The following is an 18,147-nucleotide window of genomic DNA, read 5'->3' as shown; positions in this document are numbered from 1 at the left end:
TGGGGCCCTCGCGTCAGCGCCAGGAGCAGGCCGTCACCAGCCGCGCTCCGCGAGGCGCACAGGCGCCGGCTCCGCCTCGACGTTGATGCCGACCATGGCCTCGCCCAGCCCGCGCGACACCTTGGCGACGACGTCCGCGTCGTCGTGGAACGTCGTGGCCTGGACGATCGCCTTGGCGCGGGCCACCGGGTCTCCCGACTTGAAGATGCCGGACCCCACGAAGACGCCCTGCGCGCCGAGCTGCATCATCATCGCCGCGTCGGCCGGGGTCGCGATGCCGCCGGCGGTGAACAGCACGACCGGCAGCGTGCCGGTGCGCGCGACCTCCGCGACGAGCTCGTACGGTGCCTGAAGCTCCTTCGCCGCGACGAACAGCTCGTCCGTGGGCAGCGACGTGAGCCGGCGGATCTGGTCGCGGATCTGCCGCATGTGGGTGGTGGCGTTCGAGACGTCGCCCGTGCCGGCCTCGCCCTTGGAGCGGATCATCGCGGCACCCTCGGTGATGCGGCGCAGGGCCTCGCCGAGGTTGGTGGCGCCGCAGACGAAGGGCACGGTGAACTGCCACTTGTCGATGTGGTTCGCGTAGTCGGCGGGCGTGAGCACCTCGGACTCGTCGACGTAGTCGACGCCGAGGGACTGCAGCACCTGGGCCTCGACGAAGTGCCCGATGCGCGCCTTCGCCATGACCGGGATCGAGACGGCCTCGATGATGCCGTCGATCATGTCCGGGTCGCTCATGCGCGCGACGCCGCCCTGCGAGCGGATGTCCGCGGGGACGCGCTCCAGCGCCATGACGGCGACGGCGCCCGCGTCCTCGGCGATCTTCGCCTGTTCCGGCGTGACGACGTCCATGATGACGCCGCCCTTGAGCATCTCCGCCATGCCTCGCTTGACGCGGGCGGTGCCCACCTCGCCGACGTGGGTGCCAGTACCGGTGGTCTCGCTCAACTGTGGCCTCGCTCGTGTCGTGGGTCGAAGGCGCGGCCGCTGCCGCGCCTCTTCCATCCTACGGTCGCGCGCGCACGCCCGGATTCCTCGCAGTCCCCGGCTCCGGCGCGCTCGGCCGTAGGCGGTCAGGAGTGGTCGAGCCCGTCCGGCATCTGGTCGTCGAGCTCGACCGTCTGCGGCACGCCCGCGCGCCCCGTCAGGTGCAGCAGCCGCACGTACCAGGTGCGGCGGGCCCGCTGCGCCTGGGCCACGGCCTCGTTGTGGAACCGGCGGGCGAGCTGGGCGCGGTACCAGGCCGCCCCGAGGTTGCCGACGAGCTCGGCGCCGTCCGTCGACTCCCGCAGCTCGCGCAGCGCCTCCTCGTCGTCCAGGGCGGAGCGCAGCGTGATCGTCAGCGTGCTCTCGGCGCGCTCCCGGGACGGGCCGAGCCCGTCCAGGGCCAGCTCGGCGCCCGGGTCGGGCGCCTCGGCCGCGTCGACGACCGCGAACGCGGCGTCCGCGACGAGCACGGCCCCGGCCGGGTCCAGCAGCCCGGAGGAGGCCAGGTCGATCGCCGCCCCGGCGCGCCGCGTCAGCTGTGCCTGGAGCGCGATGCGCGACGCCACGACCTTGCGGTGCAGCCGGTCGAGCCGCGAGGCCGACACCCAGGCGAGCCAGACCACGACCGCCGCCGCCACGAGCACCACGAGCGCGAGCTCGGACCAGGTCATGCGCCCTCACCTCCTCCCGGCCGGAGGGCGCGGCGCCAGCCCGTCCGGTCGTCGGCCGCCGTGACGGCGTCCGGCATCCCGTCCACCCCGATCGCCTCGCCGGCAGCGAGCGCCATCTCGTAGACGGCGAGCACCTGCCGCGTGACGACCGACCAGTCGAACCGCTGGACGAACGCGCTCGCACGCGCGCGGCGCTCGGCCGTCCCCACCGGGTCCCCGAGCGCCTCGACGAGCACCCGCGCGAGGTCCTGGGGCTCACCGGTGCGGAACAGCCGGCCGCCCGCACCGTCGTCGAGCACCCGGCGGAACGCCCCGAGGTCGCTCGCGACGACGGCGGTGCCGGCGCTCATCGCCTCGACCAGGACGATGCCGAAGCTCTCGCCGCCGGTCTGCGGGGCGACGTACAGGTCGGCCGAGGCCAGCAGGGAGGCCTTGTCCGCGTCGCTCACGCCCCCGAGGAACTCGAACGAGGTGGCACGGGCACCGAGGGCTTCGATCGCGGCGTCCCGGCCGTCGTCGCCACGGCCCGCGACGAGGAACCGCGCGCCGGGATACCGCTCGAGGACGGCTGGCGCGGCCGAGGCGAGCACCTGGAGGCCCTTGCGGGGCTCGTCGAGGCGCCCGAGGAACGCGATGGTCGGCGCGTCGGCGGTGCCCTGCCAGCGGGACTCGGCGCCCGCGGCGGCGAAGACGTCGACGTACACGCCGTTGGGGATCACGACGGCGTCGCCGCCCATGTGGTCGATCAGGGTGCGCCGGGCGTCCTCGGAGACGGCGATGCGGGCCGCGATCTTCTCCAGCGACTGGCGCAGCAGCGGGTGCGCCACCTGCAGGGCGCGGGAGCGCGCCTGGGAGGTGTGGAACGTCGCGACCACGGGGCACTCCGCGAGCCACAGGGCCAGCATCGACAGGCTGGGCACCATGGGCTCGTGCAGGTGCACGACGTCGAAGTCGCCCGCCTCGAGCCAGCGGCGCACGCGCCTGGCGGCCCGCGGGCCGAAGGCGAGCCTGGCGACCGAGCCGTTGTACCGCACCGCGACCGCACGGCCCGCGGGCGTGACGACCTGCGGCACCGGGGTGTCCTCGTCGGCGGGCGCCAGCACCGAGACCTCGTGCCCGAGCTCCTGCAGCGCCTCGGCGAGGTCGCGCACGTGGAACTGCACGCCGCCGGGCGCGTCGAACGAGTAGGGGCACACGATCCCCACGCGCAGCCGCCTCATGGCTTCCCCGCCTCCTCACGCGTCGACGCGTACCGCTCGGCGTCCAGGTCGTCGACGAACACCCGCTGCAGCATGTGCCAGTCCTGCGTGCTCTCCACGATGCTGCGCGACACGGCGTCGACCCACCCCTGGGTCATCCGAGCGGCCTGGGCGCGCCGGTCCGGCCTGCCGGCAGGCGTCGTCACGTCCGGCACGGGAACCTGGGGGTAGAACCGCAGCACGACGCCCCACGGCGTGCCGGCCGCGCGGCGCCGGGCACCGGCGAGGCGTTCGTAGGTGACCCCCACGGGAACGAGGGGGACGTTCGCGGTGAGCGCCAGCATGGCCGGACCCGCGGCGACCCTGGCACGATGCCCGCACAGGTCCACCTCGATGCCCTTGGCGGTGAGGTCGCGGTCGGCCAGCAGGGGCACGAGGATGCCACCGGCCGCTGCACCGCGCACCAGCCGGCGGAAGACGTCCGCGTCGCCCAGCGGGAGCGCCTCGATGCCGATCGAGCGGCGGAACTCGACGAACTCGGTGAAGAGCGCCTCGGGCCGGAGCCGTTCGGCCACGGTGAGCACCGGGGCGAGGTGCGGCGTCGCGTAGGCCCCGGCCAGGTCCCAGTTGCCCAGGTGCGCCAGGGCGAGGGACGCCGCACCGCCCGCACGCAGATTCGGCACGACGTTCTCGGCGCCCTCCACGCGGACCCGGGCGGTGATCTGCTCGGGCGTCGCACCCTGCAGCGTGAACGCCTCCCGGAAGTACCGCATGTACGAGCGCATGCCCGACCTGGACAGCCGGCGCAGCTCCCGGGTGTCCAGGTCGGGCCGGACGCGGGCGTAGTTGGCCTCGAGCCGGCGCACCCCGGACGTGCGGCGCAGCCAGGTGAGGTCCGCGACGACGGTGAACGCCGCCCGCAGCACCGGCTCCGGGATCTTCGGGGCGTGACGCCACGCGAAGGTGTAGAGCGTGGCGATGTCGATCGACGGGCGGGCGCCCATCAGGCCTCCGTGGGGTCGGCGGGGCGAGCAGGGTTGCCGGGGCGAGCAGGGTCGCCGGGCCGCGCGGGGCCCGACGGCGGTGCAGCAGCCGACCCGGGGGCACGCGCGAGCAGCTGCGTGCGGACGGTCAGGACCCGCTGCACGACGGTGATCGCGCTCGCCAGGGCGAGCAGGCTCAGCGCGGACACCGACACGACCCAGGGCAGGCCGATCTGCGTGAAGGCGACCGCGACGAGGGCGATCACGAGCCGGTCCGTGCGCTCGGCGATGCCGACGGCGGCGTTCGCGCCGACGCTCTCGCCCCGGGCGCGGGCGTAGGGCACCACGGAGCCCAGCACCAGGCAGGCGAGCGACGCCACGGTGCCCCACGTCGCGAACGGGGTCTGGGGGTGCAGCACGAACCAGAGGGTGAGCCCCGCGAACACCGCGCCGTCGGAGATCCTGTCGAGCGTCGAGTCGAGGAACGCGCCCCACGGCCCCGACCGCCCGGACAGACGTGCCATGACGCCGTCGAGCGAGTCCGCGAGGGCGAACAGCCCGATGAGGACACCACCGAGCAGCAGATGGCCGGTGGGCAGCAGGCTCAGCGCGAGAGCGCTGACCACGACGGTGCCGGCCACCGTCACCGCGTCCGGGGAGACGCCCCAGCGCAGCAGCAGGCGGGCGGGCGGGGTGAACAGCCGCTGCATCGCGGCTCGCAGGCGACCGAACATCAGCGGCCCTCCCCGGGCTGGGCCGCGGCGTCGGACCACGCGGCGGCGAGGCGCGCCCGGGTGTCGGCCAGCAGCTCGGGCAGCGCCTTGGTCTGCGCGACGACGGGCAGGAAGTTCGCGTCGCCGAGCCACCGCGGCACGACGTGCTGGTGCAGGTGTGCCGCGATGCCCGCCCCGGCGACGTCGCCCTGGTTCATGCCGATGTTGAAGCCCGCCGGGGCGTAGACCGCCTGCAGCGCCCGGACGGCGGCCTGCGTCATCTGCCCCAGCTCCGTGGTCTCCGTGACGCTGAGCTCCACATACCCCGAGACGTGCCGGTACGGGAGCACCATGAGGTGCCCGGAGTTGTACGGGTACAGGTTGAGCACCGCGTAGCACTCGCGCCCGCGGGCGACGACGAGGCCCGCCTCGTCGTCGCCCGCGGGGATGCGGCAGAACGGACACTGCGCCACCGAGCCGTCGGCCGGCTTGTCCTGCCCGCCGATGTAGACCATGCGGTGCGGCGTCCAGAGCCGTTGCATGCCGTCCTGCGGCGGGCCGAAGTCGCCCGCCGGAACCGTGTCCTGCGGTGTCATCTGGTCTCCGAGGCCATGCGCCGGCCCGCTCAGACCTGGACCCGGTCGCGCACGGCCGCCACGATGCGCTCGATCGCTTCGGCGACGGGCACGCCGTTCTCCTGGGTGCCGTCGCGGAACCGGAACGACACCGCGCCCGCCTCCACGTCCTCGCCGCCCGCGATGAGCACGAACGGTGCCTTGACCTTGGCCGCGTTGCGGATCTTCTTGCCGAACCGGTCGTCCGACAGGTCGATCTCGGCGCGGATCCCCTGGGCCTTGAGCTGTGCGACGACGTCGGAGAGGTAGCCGTCGAACGCCTCGGCGACGGGGACGGCGAGCACCTGGACCGGTGCCAGCCAGGCGGGGAACAGCCCCGCGTAGTGCTCGATCAGCACGCCCATGAACCGCTCGATGGAGCCGAACTTGGCCGAGTGGATCATCACGGGCTGCTGCTTGGTGCCGTCCGGTGCGGTGTACTCCAGGCCGAACCCCTTGGGCTGGTTGAAGTCGTACTGCACGGTGCCCATCTGCCACGTGCGGCCGATCGCGTCCTTCGCCTGCACGGAGATCTTGGGGCCGTAGAACGCGGCGCCGCCCGGGTCGGCCACGAGCTCGAGACCCGACTCCACCGCGACCTTCTGGAGCACCGCGGTGGCCTTGGCCCAGTCCTCGTCGGTGCCCACGAACTTGTCGGGCTTGGAGTCGTCCCGCGTGGACAGCTCCAGGTAGAAGTCGTCGAGGCCGAAGTCCGTGAGCACCGACAGCATGAAGTTCAGCAGGTGCTTGACCTCGTCGGGCGCCTGCTCCGGCGTGACGTACGAGTGCGAGTCGTCCTGGGTCAGGCCGCGCACGCGCGTCAGCCCCTGGACGACGCCCGACTTCTCGTACCGGTAGACCGTGCCGAACTCGAACAGCCGGATCGGCAGCTCGCGGTACGAGCGACCGCGGCTGGAGAAGATCAGGTTGTGCATGGGGCAGTTCATCGCCTTGAGGCGGTAGCGCCCGTGGTCGCCCACCTCCTCGAGGTCGAGCGCGGGGAACATGGTGTCCGCGTAGTACGGCAGGTGCCCCGACGTGTAGAAGAGGTCCTCCTTGGTGATGTGCGGCGTGCCGACGTAGGAGAAGCCCTCCTCGATGTGGCGCTGGCGGACGTAGTCCTCCATGACCCGCTTGATGACACCGCCCTTGGGGTGGAACAGCGGCAACGCCGAGCCGACCTCGTCGCGGAACGAGAACAGGTCCATCTCCACGCCGATGCGGCGGTGGTCGCGGCGCTCCGCCTCGGCGAGCCGCTCGAGGTACGCCTTGAGCTCGTCCTTGGACGGCCAGGCGGTGCCGTAGACACGCTGGAGCTGCGGGTTCTTCTCCGACCCGCGCCAGTAGGCGGCGGCCGAGCGCATGAGCTGCACGCCGTTGCCGATGAGCCTGGTGGAGGGCAGGTGGGGCCCACGGCACAGGTCCTTCCAGACCACGGTCTCGCTCTCGCGGCCGGCGCCGCGCACGTTGTCGTAGATGGTCAGCTCGCCGCCGCCGACCTCCACGGAGCTGCCGTCCTCGTCCGAGGAGCCGCCCTTGAGCCCGATGAGCTCGAGCTTGTACGGCTCGTCGGCGAGCTCGGCACGCGCCTCGTCCTCGGTGACGACCCGGCGCCGGAAGGTCTGGCCCTCCCGGATGATCCGCGCCATCGCCTTGTCGAGGGCCTTGAGGTCCTCCGGCGTGAAGGGCGTGGCGACGTCGAAGTCGTAGTAGAAGCCGTCGGTGATCGGCGGGCCGATGCCGAGCCTGGCGTCGGGGTTGACCTGCTGGACGGCCTGGGCGAGCACGTGCGCGGCGCTGTGGCGCAGCACGGCGAGGCCGTCGGGAGAGTCGATCGTCACGGCTTCGACGACGGTGCCCTCGGCGAGCGGGGTCGAGAGGTCCAGCAGGGCGCCGTCCACCCGCATGACGACCACCTCGCGGCGGTCGGCGAAGAGCTCGGTGCCGGTCGTCGGCGCCGTCACCGTGATCGCCCCGGCACTGTTCCGGTCGTCGGGGTTCGGGTGGTTCGGCGGGGCGACGTCGGACACGTGCGTGCTCCTAGGTTCGTCGGGAAGGAGGTCGGTGCTGCGCACTCGCCGGGTCGGGACGCGACGAGGGGCGCCACCCGGGGTGACGCCCCTCGATGGTACCGACCTGGCCGCGCCCGCGGCGACGAGAACCGCCGCGCGACCCGGCGCCCGCCCGCGCGCGGCGGGTCAGTCGTTGTACTTCTTGGCCTGCTCCGCCGCGCTGTCGACGTGCCGGTCGACCTTGTCCGGCGCGACCTTCTTGATGGCGTCGGCGGCCTTGTCCAGGTTCTCGTCGGTGGCGAGGGCCTTCGCCTTCGCGATCAGCCCGTCCAGACCGGACGACTCCGGGGTGTTCCTCGCCATCACGTGCCTCCTGTCGCTCCGGCGCGCCCGACGCGCGCCGCTGGTCCTGTGGGACGTCCCCAGCCAACCAGCGGTCGGCGCCACCCGCGACCCGTCGACGACGTCGGCGGCGGCGGACCTCGGCCGCGCCGGCATCCTCGTGCATGTGAAGCATTTCACAAGCAATGGGTGGCCTGGTCAGAGCCTGTGGTCTTACCATTGAGTCACGCGCCGGACCTGGCGCCGAAGCAGCCGTCGCGACACCCGCGACCGCACCTCGGAGGGGACCATGACCACCACCCGCAGCACGCACCGTCCAGTCCGGACCATCGGCGCCCTGGCGCTGGTCGCCGGGGTCGCGATGATCGCAGCGGGGGGTGTCACCTGGGCCACCGTGAGCTCGCAGCTCGACGCGCAGAACATCACGGTCGCCGAGGACTCCTCGTTCCTGCCCGGCGACACCGTCGACGGCCCGCTCTCCGCGTTCGCGCAGGCCCAGATCATCGACAAGCACGCGCTCGAGGCGACCGGCGGCCAGACCTACGCCGAGCTCGGCAAGGACGACCCGCTGCGGGCCACCGCGATGAACGCCTCGTTCCTGCGGGCCTCGCTCTTCACCTCGGTCGTCGCCTACGGCGTCGCCGCGCTGGTCATGGGTCTCGGCGTCCTCTTCGGCCTGATCGGCTGGTCGCTCCGTCGCCTCGGCACCGAGCCCGCCGCCGCGACCGTGGCCGCGGACACCAGCACCACCGCCCCCGCCCGGGCCGAGGCCTCGGGCCGTCTGACGCCCGCCGTCTGACGCCCGCCGTCTGACGCCCCAGACGAAGCACCGAGACCGAGGTTCCCCGCAGCGGGGGCCTCGGTCTCTGCGTGCGCCAGGGCAGGCCGGCGCGCCCTCGCACGGCACAGGGCAGGATGGTGGCGTGCTCGATCCCGCGTCTCCCGACTACCCCGCCGCCGCCCGGCGCGCCCCGACGCTGGCAGCGCTCGACGACCACCTCGTCGACTGCCGCGCCTGCCCACGCCTCGTCGCCTGGCGCGAGGAGGTCGCCGCCGCCCGCCGGGCCGCGTTCCGCGACGAACGCTACTGGGGCCGCCCGGTCCCGGGGTTCGGCGACCCGCAGGCGGCCGTCGTCGTGGTCGGCCTGGCGCCTGCCGCGCACGGGGCCAACCGCACGGGCCGCATGTTCACCGGGGACCGCAGCGGCGACTTCCTGTTCGCCGCGCTGCACCGCACCGGCTTCGCGAACCAGCCCACGTCGGTCTCGGCCGACGACGGCCTGGCGCTGCAGGGTATCCGGGTGACCGCCCCGGTGCGCTGCGCTCCCCCGGCCAACAAGCCCGCGCCCGACGAGCTGCGCCGGTGCGCGCCCTACCTCGCCCGCGAGCTCGAGCTCGCGGGCAGCGGGGTCCGGGTGGCGATCGCCCTGGGCGCGATCGGCTGGCGGGCCCTGCTCACCGCGCTCGACGAGCAGGGCTGGGACGTGCCGCGTCCGCGACCTCGGTTCGCGCACGGCGCGGAGGTCACGCTCGGCCGGGCCGGCGGCACCGGCGAGGACGGCGCCGTGCTCACCGTGCTCGGCTGCTTCCACGTCTCGCAGCAGAACACCTTCACCGGCCGTCTCACCCCGGTCATGATCGACGCCGTGCTGGAGCGTGCACGGGCGCTCGCGGCCGGCTGAGCGGAGCCGGCCCGCCACCGACCGCCGGGCCGGCCGGCCCGAATTTCCCTCCCGCCACGACATACCGACCGGTACCGTCGGCCGGATGACCGTCACACTCCTGACCGGCCCCCCGGGCGCCGGCAAGACCACCGTCGCCGCGCTCCTGACGGCGGACGTCGCGACGCCCACCGTCAACCTGACGAGCGACACGTTCTACCGGTCCATCGCCACCGGCTTCGTCCCGCCGTACCTGACCGGCTCCCAGCGGCAGAACGACACGGTCGCCGCCGCGCTCGTGGGAGCGGTCAGCGCGTACGCGCGAGGTGGCTACGACGTCGTGGTGGACGGCGTGGTGGGCCCGTGGTTCCTGCCCCCGTTCCGCGACGCTGCCGCACGAGAGGGCTGGGACCTGGCGTACGTCGTCCTGCGCCCGGGCCTGGAGACCACCCTGGCGCGCGCCACCGGGCGCACCGACGCCGAGCTGCGGGACCCGGACGCCGTGCGCGGCATGCACGCCGCCTTCGCCGACCTGGGGGACCTCGAGACGCACGCCCGCGACACGAGCGACGAGGAACCCTCCGCGACGGCCGCCGCGGTACGTTCGGCGCTCGACGCCGGCGCGTACCGGCTCGCCCGCCCGGCACGGCCCAGCCCCGAGGACCACCGGGTCGACCCCCCGGTGCGGGCCGACGAGACGACGACCCTCCGAGGGTTCCTCGACTACCACCGCGACACGCTGCGCTGGAAGGTCGCCGGGCTCACGGCCGAGCAGCTGCGCACACCGCACCCGCCGAGCTCGTTGACGCTCGGCGGCCTCCTCAAGCACCTCGCGCTGGTCGAGTCGAGCTGGATCGCGGAGGTGTTCGACGGCGACGCCCCGCTCGCGCCCTTCGACACCGTCGACTGGGACGCCGACGGCGACTGGGAGTTCCACTCCGCCGCCGACGACTCGCCGGCCGAGCTCCTGGCACTGCTCGACGCCGCCGTGGCCGACTCGGACCGGCGCCTCGAGGCCGCGATCGCGGCGGGCGGCGGCCTGGAGCGGACGTCCGCACGGGAGTCCCGGCGCGCCGGCGAGGGTGCCTTCAGCCTGCGCTGGATCCTGGTGCACCTGATCGAGGAGTACGCCCGCCACAACGGCCACGCCGACCTGCTCCGCGAGGCACTGGACGGCGCGAGCGGGGAGTGACGGCGGCCGGACCCAGGGTCAGGCAGGCCGTCGCTCGCGTGCCGCACGCGCCTCGCGGCGGGGACGCAGCAGGTACTGCTCCGTGACGTAGCCGACCACGACGGCGAGCAGCACGGTCGGTGCCATCGCCGGCGCGGAGCTGCCCAGCAGCAGTACCACCAGCACGGCCGACGACACCGGGAACGGCAGGGTCGCGGCCGTCGCCGCCGCCATCCCGGCCGCGAGCGCCGGGACCATCCCGTACCCGGGCAACGGGGCGACGAGCACGCCCGCCGCCGCACCCAGGAGCACCGCGGGGAAGATGGGGCCGCCGCGCAGCGTGCCGAGCGACACCCCGTAGGCGACGGCCTTGAACGCGAGGAGCGCCACGAGCGCGCCGGCGCCCCAGGCCGTCGGGTCTGAGGCCAGCGGCCCCAGCAGCTCCTGCCCTGACAGCGCCACCTCCATCGGGGAACGCCCGGTGACCAGGGCGTAGCCCGAGGCGCACACCGCGACCGCGAGCGCCCCCGCGACGGCCCCCGCGAAGGGCCGGGCGGACGCCCGACGGGCGACGGCGGCGCCGAGCCGGTGCACGAGCCGCACCCCGACGGCGACGACGACGGCCAGCGGCACGGTCCACAGCAGGTCGGCGAGGTCGGGTCGCACGGGCGCGTCGAGCTCCGGCAGCGCCAGGGAGGCGATCCCGAGGCCCGTCCAGATCCCCATCCCGGTGAAGACGAGCGCCCCGATGCCGGCCGTGAGCAGCGCCGGCAGCACCACGGTGGTCAGGCGCGCCCCCGCGAGCCCGGAGATCGCCGCCGCCTCGACGACGAACACCGCGCCCACGAGCGGGCTGCCGAAGATGGCCGACAGCGCGGCCGCAGAGCCGGCCACCGCCAGGACCTGGCGCGCCGGGTCGTCGAGCGAGGCGTCCCACGGGCGCACGAGGACGAGGGCGAGCCCCGCGCCGAGGGCCAGCAGCGGGGCCTCGGGCCCGAGGACCGCGCCGACGGGGAGGCCCGCCAGGGCGGCGAGCAGGATGCCCGGCAGGTACGACGCCGGCACGGGCCCCAGGCTCAGCCCGTCCACGGGGACGTGCCCGCCGTGACCGGGCAGCGCACGGATCGCGAGCCCCGCGACGACGCCGCCGACCGCGAGCCACGGCAGCGGCCACCACCAGGGCACCTCGGCGAGTCCCCACGCCGAGGGCAGGTCCTCCCACACCAGACCCGTCGCCTCGTGCAGCAGGGCCAGGAAGGCGAACGACGCCAGCGAGACGGGCACGCCCAGAGCGGCCGACAGTCCCAGGAGCCGTAGCAGCCCGCGGCCCGCCGGCATGGTCGCAGGCCGGGTACCGTCCTCGGTCGGGTCCGTCATCCCTGTACCTCCTGGTTCGTCGACGACCCGCCCCCGGCGGGTGCGGCAGGCATCGCCCGGCGACGCACGGTCTCGGCCGCCACCGGGAACACCAGGACGGACACGATGGCCGCCGTCACCAGCGCGGCGGCGTGGGACTCGGGCAGCATGCCCACCGTCGTGCCGACCGTGGTGATCACGACGACCAGGGGCAGCGCCGTGGCCGACATGAGCCCGAGCGCGAGCGCGTCCGCACGGCCGAGCGCACGCCGGTGGAACAGGAACGTCGGCACGCACCGCACCACGAGGAACAGCACCACGAGGACCGGCACGGTCCACAGGACCCGCGGGTCCGCGAGCATCGCCTGCACGTCGAGCGTCACGCCGCTCATGACGAAGAAGATCGGGATGAGGAACCCGAACCCGATGCCCTCGAGCCGCGACTCGACGACCTTCGACTCGAGCGGGTCGCTGGATCCCAGGAACAGGTGCACGAGGATGCCCGCCGTGAACGCGCCGAGCACGGGGTCGAGGCCCAGTCCCAGGGCCAGGGCGAACATCGCGACCACCACGAGGACGCACAGCCGCACCGCGACCTGCGAGCTGGTCCCAAGGGTGGCGGTCACCACCCGCCCGAGACGCGGGTGGCGGGGCTTGCGTGCCAGGAAGGCGCCGTAGACGGCGAGCGCGGCGAAGATCAGGAGCACCACCACGGTCTTCGCCGGACGCTGCCCGCTGAGCACGAAGGCGATGGCGAGGATCGGGCCGAACTCCCCGACGGTGCCGACGGCGAGCACCCGGTCGCCGAACGGCGTGCCCGTCGCCCCGGCGTCGCGCACGATCGGCAGGATCACCCCGAGCGCCGTCGTCGTCAGGGCGAGCCCGACGACGAGACCGGCCTCGGCCCCCGCGAGGAGCACGCCGACACCCAGTCCGAGCCCGAGCGAGACGACCCAGCTCGACGCCGCCGTGCGCAGCGGGCCGCCGCGGATGCGCGCGAACTCGATCTCGTACCCGGCGAGGAACATGAGGAACGCCAGGCCGAGGTCGGCCATCGCGTCGATCACCGGGCTCTCGTGCACGAGCCCCAGGAGCAGCGGGCCGAGAAGGATGCCGAGCAGGATCTCGACCACGGCCGACGGGAGGCGCACGACCGGCTCCAGGCGGTCGACGACGAACGGCGCGACGACCGCCGCCAGCGCGACGACCGTCAGCATGGTCACGGTCTCGAGGTCCAACCGTCACCCCCCTCGCAGCTCACGGTGGACCCTGCGCCGGTCAGCCGAGCAGCTTGGCCTTGGCGGCGGCGAACTCGGCGTCGGACAGGACCCCCGCCGACCGGAGATCGCCGAGCTTCGTGAGCTGGGCGATGAGGTCGTCCTGCGCCGGCCCCGTGCCCACCTGCGCGGCCTGCTGCTGCGGGAACGCCTGCTGCTGCGCCTGCTGTGCCTGCTGCTGCGCCTGGTACTGCGCGGCCTGCTGCTGCGCCTGGTACTGGTCCGCCGCGTAGCGCTGCTCGTCGCGCGACGCGGCCCGCCGGTTCATCGCCCGGCTGGTCGCGTTCGCCGTGCCCGTGATGACCGCGGTACGTGCCATCGTCCCGATCAGTCCGGGCCGGCCCATCCGTCGCATGGGGGGCATGTCAGCTCTCCTTCTCGGTCGTCCCGGTGAGGCCGGCGGTGAGCTCGTCGATCGCCTCGGCCGGCACACGGGTCCAGTCGAGCATCCGGCCGCCGGCTCCGGCGACCGCAGCGGACAGCCCCCGCGCCCAGGAGTGCTCGAACACCAGCATGCCCACGGCGGAGCCGGGAGCCAGGTCCTCGGCGACGGCGTCGACGTCGTCGGCCGCGAGCAGCCCGGCGGGCTCTCCCACGATCCGGGCGAGCTCGTCGTCGCCGCCCTCCGTCGCCTCGAGCCACTCGACGGCGCCGTCCGCCGCCTTGCGGATCAGGAGCGCGTCGAGGACGTCGACGGTGCCGGCGTCGACGAGCCTGCCGAGCTCCGCGACGATCTCACCCTTGAAGTCGCTGCGTGGGAACTCGATGAGCACGAGCTCCACGGGGCCGCTGGTTGCCATGTCCTGCCTCTCGGTCGAGCGAGTGGGGGAAGGATCCGATCGGTCCCGCACCGCGGCCGTAGCCCGCGGGCGTGCCCGGACGGCAGCCGAGGACGCCGTGGGCTCCGTCGCGCCGGGGGGTCGCCGTGCCGGTCATGCCGTCACCTTCCCACTCGCGCGACGGATCCGCTCGCCGGGCGCCACGCCGCCCGGACGCTCCGGTGCTCGGGATCAGCCGACGACGGAGCCGACGTACCGGTGCGCGGCCGGCGCGAGCTCGGCGTGAAGGCGGGCGAACGTCTCGACGCTCCGCCGGCCCGGCCAGGCGCCGGGCAGCGCGCTCGGAGGCAGGCCCGGGTCGAGGTACGGGATGGGCCGCCAGTCGTCGAGCACGCGCGTCCATCGCAGGAACGCCTCGCGCGGCCGGGCCTCCGACCCGGCGTCGACCCCGGGCAGCGATCCGGGGGCCCGGGGCGTACGGCCGACGTCGTGCCGGGCGAGGAACTCCCGGTGGCGCGCGGCGAGGCCGTCGAGGTCCCACCAGCGCTCGGCGGCGACGGCGAAGGGCCCGGGCGTGCGCGGGGTGCCGGTGACAAAGAGCGTCGCGGCGTCGCGCAGCCCGAGGACGGCGAGGATCTCCTCGACCTCGCCGGCCAGGTGCGCGGGGCAGATCCACAGCCCGGTGGCGACCCGCCCGCAGCCGATCCCCGTGAGGTGCCGGCGCAGCTGGTGGCGCGCGGCGCGGCGCGGCTCCGGGACCGTGTACGAGACGAGGCACCACGGATCGTCCTCCGACTGCTGCCGGTAGGAGAAGATGCGCCGGTCGCCGCGCTCGAGCATCGGGACGGCGCCGGGTGCTACCCGGTACCCCGGACGGGAACCCACGCGCACGGCCTGCACCAGACCGTGCGACTTGACCCGCGAGATCGCCGCGCGTGCGCTCGACGGGCCGACCCCCATCTCGCCCAGCAGGGCGACGAGGTCGGCTGCGGCGATGCCTTCGATGACCTCGATGGCCTCGGTGCCGCCGGTGCCGCCGCCCGCGTGGTGCAGGTACGCCCCCACGATCGTGCGCAGCAGCGACGTCGCGCTGCCGGGCCGGGACTCGACGTCGTCGAGCACCGCCCCGGCGCCGGCCACGGCCCTCGGTCCCGCCACCGGCTCCGGGCCGACGGGGACGCCCGGACCCGCGGCCGGCACCGTCACCCCGCGGACCCGCCGCGGACGAGGGCGTCGCGGATCGCCTCGACCCCGAGGCGCACCTCGTCGAACGAGGTGGACAGCGGCGACAGCCCGAGGCGGATGCCGTGCGGGCGCCGGAAGTCCGGGATGACCCCCCGCTCCCAGAGCTCGGCCACGACCGCCTGGAAGTCGGGGTGGTCGATCGTCACGTGCGAGCCCCGCCGGGCGGCGTCGCGCGGCGTGGACACCTCGACCCCCCGCGGCACGAGGAGCTCGTCGACGAGGTCGAGCGCGTGCTCGGTGAGCAGCACCGACTTGGCCCGGATCGCCTCCGTGCCCGCCGCCTCGACGAGGTCGAGCATGTGCCCGGTCGCGAGCATGGACGTGATCATCGGGGTGCCCGAGACGAAGCGGCGGATCCCGGCGTGCGGCGTGTACGACGGGCCCATCTCGAACGGCGCGTCGGCGCCCATCCAGCCCTGGATCGGCTGGCGCAGCCGGTCCACCAGGTCAGCGCGCACGTACCCGAACGCCGGCGAGCCGGGCCCGCCGCCCAGGTACTTGTATGTGCAGCCGGCGGCGAGGTCCACGCCCCAGTCGTCCAGCGCGAGCGGCACCGACCCGGCGGAGTGGCACAGGTCCCAGAGCACGAGCGCGCCCGCGTCGTGCGCCAGGCGCGTGACCTCGGCGGCGTCCGTGAGGTACCCGGACCGGTAGGCGACGTGGCTGAGCAGCACGAGGGCGGTCCGGTCGCTCAGCACGGCCGCGACGTCGTCCGGGCCGACGCCCGCCACGCTCGCCGGGTCCAGCCACACGAGCGTCTTGCCGCGCTCCGCGGCGATGCCCTCGAGCAGGTACCGGTCCGTCGGGAAGTTGCCGGCGTCGACCACGATCTCGTCGCGGCCCGCGACCGCGGGCAGGTCCAGCGCCGCGCGGACCAGCTTGTAGAGGATCACCGTGGTGGACTCCCCCACGAACGTCTGCCCGGGCGCCGCGCCGAGCACGACCTGGCCTATCCGGTCGCCGAGCGTGAGCGGCAGCTCATACCAGGACTCGTCCCAGCCGCGGATCAGCCGGGCGCCCCACTCGTCGGCGGCGAACCGCGCCAGGTGCGCGGCAGCGGCCTTCGTCGGGCGGCCGAGCGAGTTGCCGTCGAGGTAGGCGACCACGTCGTCGGAGGCGACGAACTCGGAGCGGAACGCCGCGAGCGGGTCGGCCGCGTCGAGCGCGGCGGCGCGTCCCGCCGGGTCGACGGGCTCGCCCGGCGCAAAGGTCTCGGCGGGCGCGAAGGTCTCGGCGGGCGTGCCGGTGACGTCGACGGTGGGCGGCATCTGGTCGCTGGTCACGGTGCGTCCTCCTGCGGGGGTGGGGTGCGGGCGGGGTCGACGACGACGGTCGCGTCGGCCAGACGCTCGGTCAGCTCGTCGATGCCGGTGGAGGCGTCGAACGGTGCGCCGGGGACGAAGGTCGCCAGGCCGCGCACGGGGCGGGAGGTCAGGGCGCGAAGGACCGCCGGCACCTCGAGGCCCGCGGCGCACAGCGCGCGCAGCTCGCGCACGTTCAGGCCCACCGGCAGCGGGCCGTTGCCGAGGTCGGTGCCGTACGCGACGGCGCCTCCCGCCGTGTGGAAGCGCCGCAGGTTGTCGAGCGCGGTCTCGCGCTGCTCCTCCTGCCGTGCGTCGGGCGCCCCCCAGCCGTGCACGTCCAGGGTGCTCACCCAGACCTGGCGCACGGCGGCCTCCTCGACGACGGCGTCGGGCAGGCGTTCTGTCCACGGCGTGTGGGCCAGCCGGTCGACCCCCGCCTTGAGTGCGCGTACCACCTGGCCCGGGCCCTCCGTGTGCGCGACGACGGTGACGCCGCGCGCCCGCGCCACACGGACCACGGCGGCCAGGGTGGCGTCGTCGAGGAGCGGGCCGCCGGTGTGCAGCGTGACCTTCACGTACGAGGCACCGCACCTGGTCTGGCGAGCCACGGCCGCCTCTGCCTCCTCGGGCGAGGCGACGGGCACGACGGCGGACGGCGGCGCCCACGGGCGGTCCGCCGGGTAACCGCCCGGGGCGGCCAGGAACGCGCCCGCGACCCGGACGTGCGGCAGACCGGGGGCGCCGAGCCAGCCCGTCGCGACGGCCGGGTCCCAGCCGAGGTCGTCCACGCCGGCGATCCCACCCGCGCGCAGGGCGGCCGGGCCCTCGGCGGCGTCGACGAGACCCAGGTGGACGTGGGCGTCGACGAAGCCCGGCAGCAGGAATCCCCCGTCGACGACGCGGGAGCGCGGGACGCGCCTCGGCAGGGAGGTGGTCATCACGCGCCGAGCTCCGTGCGCACGGCGAACAGCTCGGGGAAGAACGTCAGGTCGAGCGCCTTCTTCAGGAACGCGGCGCCCGACGAGCCGCCCGTGCCACGCTTGAAGCCGATGATGCGCTGCACGGTGCGCAGGTGGCGGAACCGCCAGAGCTGGAAGTTGTCCTCCAGGTCCACGAGCTCCTCGCACGCCTCGTAGGCGGACCAGTGCGCCTGCGGGTCGGCGTAGACGGCCCGGAACACCTCGACCAGGTCGTCGTCGTGGGTGTGGGCGTGCGTCACGTCGCGGTCCAGCAGACGCTGCGGGACGGCGTGACCATGGCGCGCGAGGTAGCGCAGGAACTCGTCGTACACGCTCGGCTCCTCCAGCAGACGGCGCAGCACCTCCTGGGCGGGCGGCTCGGCGTCGAACACCCGCAGCATCCGGCTGTTCTTGTTGCCGAGCAGGAACTCCACGGCCCGGTACTGGTACGACTGGAAGCCGGAGGCGTTGGCCAGGTCGCCGCGGAACTCGCCGTACTCGCTCGGGGTCAGGGTGGCGAGCACGGACCACTGCTCGGTGAGCGTCCGCTGGATGTGCTTGACGCGCGCGATCCGCTTGAGGGCCGCCGGCAGGTCGTCGGCGGCCAGCAGCTCGCGCGCCGAGAGCAGCTCGTGCAGCACCAGCTTGAGCCACAGCTCGGTGGTCTGGTGCTGGACGATGAACAGCATCTCGTCGTGGTGGACGGGGCTGCTCACCGGCGTCTGCGCCGACAGCAGCCGGTCCAGGCGCAGGTACGAGCCGTACGTCATCTGGTCGCGCAGGTCGGTGACGATCTCCGCCTCGAGCTCGCGCTCGTTCGTCCCGGTGCCGCGATCGCCCGCCGGACGCGTGGGGTGCTCCATGGGTGACGACG

Annotated in this window: 19 protein-coding genes; 3 read left to right on the top strand and 16 right to left on the bottom strand. The window is 74.3% G+C overall.

Annotation, left to right across the window (positions count from 1 at the left end):
• Nucleotides 1-33: 33 nt before the first annotated feature.
• The 8 genes from pdxS to LEP48_RS11775 form a co-directional block, all read right to left on the bottom strand.
• On the bottom strand, nt 34-948 hold the full coding sequence (pdxS, locus tag LEP48_RS11810) for a pyridoxal 5'-phosphate synthase lyase subunit PdxS (protein WP_225565784.1): 915 nt from the start codon (nt 946-948) through the stop codon (nt 34-36).
• A gap of 125 nt (nt 949-1,073) precedes the next feature.
• Nucleotides 1,074-1,658 carry a hypothetical protein gene (locus LEP48_RS11805; protein ID WP_225565783.1) on the bottom strand — a complete coding sequence of 195 codons (585 nt, stop codon included), beginning with the start codon at nt 1,656-1,658 and terminating at the stop codon, nt 1,074-1,076.
• Nucleotides 1,655-2,869 carry a glycosyltransferase family 4 protein gene (locus LEP48_RS11800; protein WP_225565830.1) on the bottom strand — a complete coding sequence of 405 codons (1,215 nt, stop codon included), beginning with the start codon at nt 2,867-2,869 and terminating at the stop codon, nt 1,655-1,657. Before LEP48_RS11800 ends, LEP48_RS11805 begins: the two co-directional genes overlap by 4 nt.
• A gap of 5 nt (nt 2,870-2,874) precedes the next feature.
• Nucleotides 2,875-3,861, bottom strand: coding sequence for a phosphatidylinositol mannoside acyltransferase (locus LEP48_RS11795; protein WP_225565782.1), 987 nt, complete (start codon nt 3,859-3,861; stop codon nt 2,875-2,877).
• Nucleotides 3,861-4,574: a phosphatidylinositol phosphate synthase gene (gene pgsA, locus LEP48_RS11790; RefSeq protein WP_225565781.1), complete on the bottom strand. Its 714-nt coding sequence runs from the start codon at nt 4,572-4,574 to the stop codon at nt 3,861-3,863. The genes LEP48_RS11795 and pgsA overlap by 1 nt, the downstream gene beginning before the upstream one ends.
• Nucleotides 4,574-5,149, bottom strand: a complete 576-nt coding sequence (locus LEP48_RS11785; RefSeq protein WP_225565780.1) for an HIT family protein — start codon at nt 5,147-5,149, stop codon at nt 4,574-4,576. The genes pgsA and LEP48_RS11785 overlap by 1 nt, the downstream gene beginning before the upstream one ends.
• A gap of 29 nt (nt 5,150-5,178) precedes the next feature.
• Nucleotides 5,179-7,197, bottom strand: a complete 2,019-nt coding sequence (gene thrS, locus LEP48_RS11780) for a threonine--tRNA ligase (protein ID WP_422723835.1) — start codon at nt 7,195-7,197, stop codon at nt 5,179-5,181.
• 168 nt (nt 7,198-7,365) lie between these two features.
• Nucleotides 7,366-7,542, bottom strand: coding sequence for a hypothetical protein (locus LEP48_RS11775; RefSeq protein WP_225565779.1), 177 nt, complete (start codon nt 7,540-7,542; stop codon nt 7,366-7,368).
• A gap of 268 nt (nt 7,543-7,810) precedes the next feature.
• Here LEP48_RS11775 and LEP48_RS11770 point away from each other — a divergent pair, with 268 nt between their 5' ends.
• The 3 genes from LEP48_RS11770 (at nt 7,811) to LEP48_RS18825 (ending at nt 10,374) form a co-directional block, all read left to right on the top strand.
• Nucleotides 7,811-8,320, top strand: coding sequence for an aromatic ring-opening dioxygenase LigA (locus tag LEP48_RS11770; RefSeq protein ID WP_225565778.1), 510 nt, complete (start codon nt 7,811-7,813; stop codon nt 8,318-8,320).
• 124 nt (nt 8,321-8,444) lie between these two features.
• Entirely contained in the window at nt 8,445-9,203 is a 759-nt protein-coding gene (locus tag LEP48_RS11765) for a uracil-DNA glycosylase (protein ID WP_308010019.1), read from the top strand.
• 85 nt (nt 9,204-9,288) lie between these two features.
• Nucleotides 9,289-10,374 (top strand): DinB family protein, encoded by a 1,086-nt coding sequence (locus LEP48_RS18825; protein ID WP_308010018.1) that lies wholly within the window; start codon nt 9,289-9,291, stop codon nt 10,372-10,374.
• A gap of 18 nt (nt 10,375-10,392) precedes the next feature.
• Here LEP48_RS18825 and LEP48_RS11750 read toward each other — a convergent pair whose 3' ends face one another.
• The 8 genes from LEP48_RS11750 to kynA form a co-directional block, all read right to left on the bottom strand.
• Nucleotides 10,393-11,730: a chloride channel protein gene (locus tag LEP48_RS11750; RefSeq protein ID WP_225565777.1), complete on the bottom strand. Its 1,338-nt coding sequence runs from the start codon at nt 11,728-11,730 to the stop codon at nt 10,393-10,395.
• Nucleotides 11,727-12,947, bottom strand: coding sequence for a cation:proton antiporter (locus LEP48_RS11745; protein WP_225565776.1), 1,221 nt, complete (start codon nt 12,945-12,947; stop codon nt 11,727-11,729). Before LEP48_RS11745 ends, LEP48_RS11750 begins: the two co-directional genes overlap by 4 nt.
• A gap of 40 nt (nt 12,948-12,987) precedes the next feature.
• Complete coding sequence (locus LEP48_RS11740; RefSeq protein WP_225565775.1) at nt 12,988-13,350, bottom strand: SHOCT domain-containing protein; 363 nt, start codon at nt 13,348-13,350, stop codon at nt 12,988-12,990.
• Nucleotide 13,351: 1 nt separating this feature from the next.
• Entirely contained in the window at nt 13,352-13,786 is a 435-nt protein-coding gene (locus LEP48_RS11735) for a DUF6325 family protein (protein WP_225565774.1), read from the bottom strand.
• 210 nt (nt 13,787-13,996) lie between these two features.
• Nucleotides 13,997-14,971 (bottom strand): PaaX family transcriptional regulator, encoded by a 975-nt coding sequence (locus tag LEP48_RS11730; protein ID WP_225565773.1) that lies wholly within the window; start codon nt 14,969-14,971, stop codon nt 13,997-13,999.
• A complete protein-coding gene (gene kynU / locus LEP48_RS11725; RefSeq protein WP_225565772.1) occupies nt 14,968-16,293 on the bottom strand; it encodes a kynureninase in 1,326 nt (441 codons plus the stop codon). Before kynU ends, LEP48_RS11730 begins: the two co-directional genes overlap by 4 nt.
• Complete coding sequence (locus LEP48_RS11720) at nt 16,290-17,255, bottom strand: amidohydrolase family protein (RefSeq protein ID WP_225565771.1); 966 nt, start codon at nt 17,253-17,255, stop codon at nt 16,290-16,292. Before LEP48_RS11720 ends, kynU begins: the two co-directional genes overlap by 4 nt.
• A complete protein-coding gene (gene kynA, locus LEP48_RS11715; protein WP_225565770.1) occupies nt 17,252-18,136 on the bottom strand; it encodes a tryptophan 2,3-dioxygenase in 885 nt (294 codons plus the stop codon). Before kynA ends, LEP48_RS11720 begins: the two co-directional genes overlap by 4 nt.
• Nucleotides 18,137-18,147: the final 11 nt, after the last annotated feature.

Origin of the sequence: Isoptericola luteus, assembly GCF_020297055.1 — a bacterium.
Taxonomy (GTDB): Bacteria; Actinomycetota; Actinomycetes; order Actinomycetales; family Cellulomonadaceae; genus Isoptericola; species Isoptericola luteus.
This window is presented reverse-complemented; position numbering and strand designations above follow the sequence as displayed.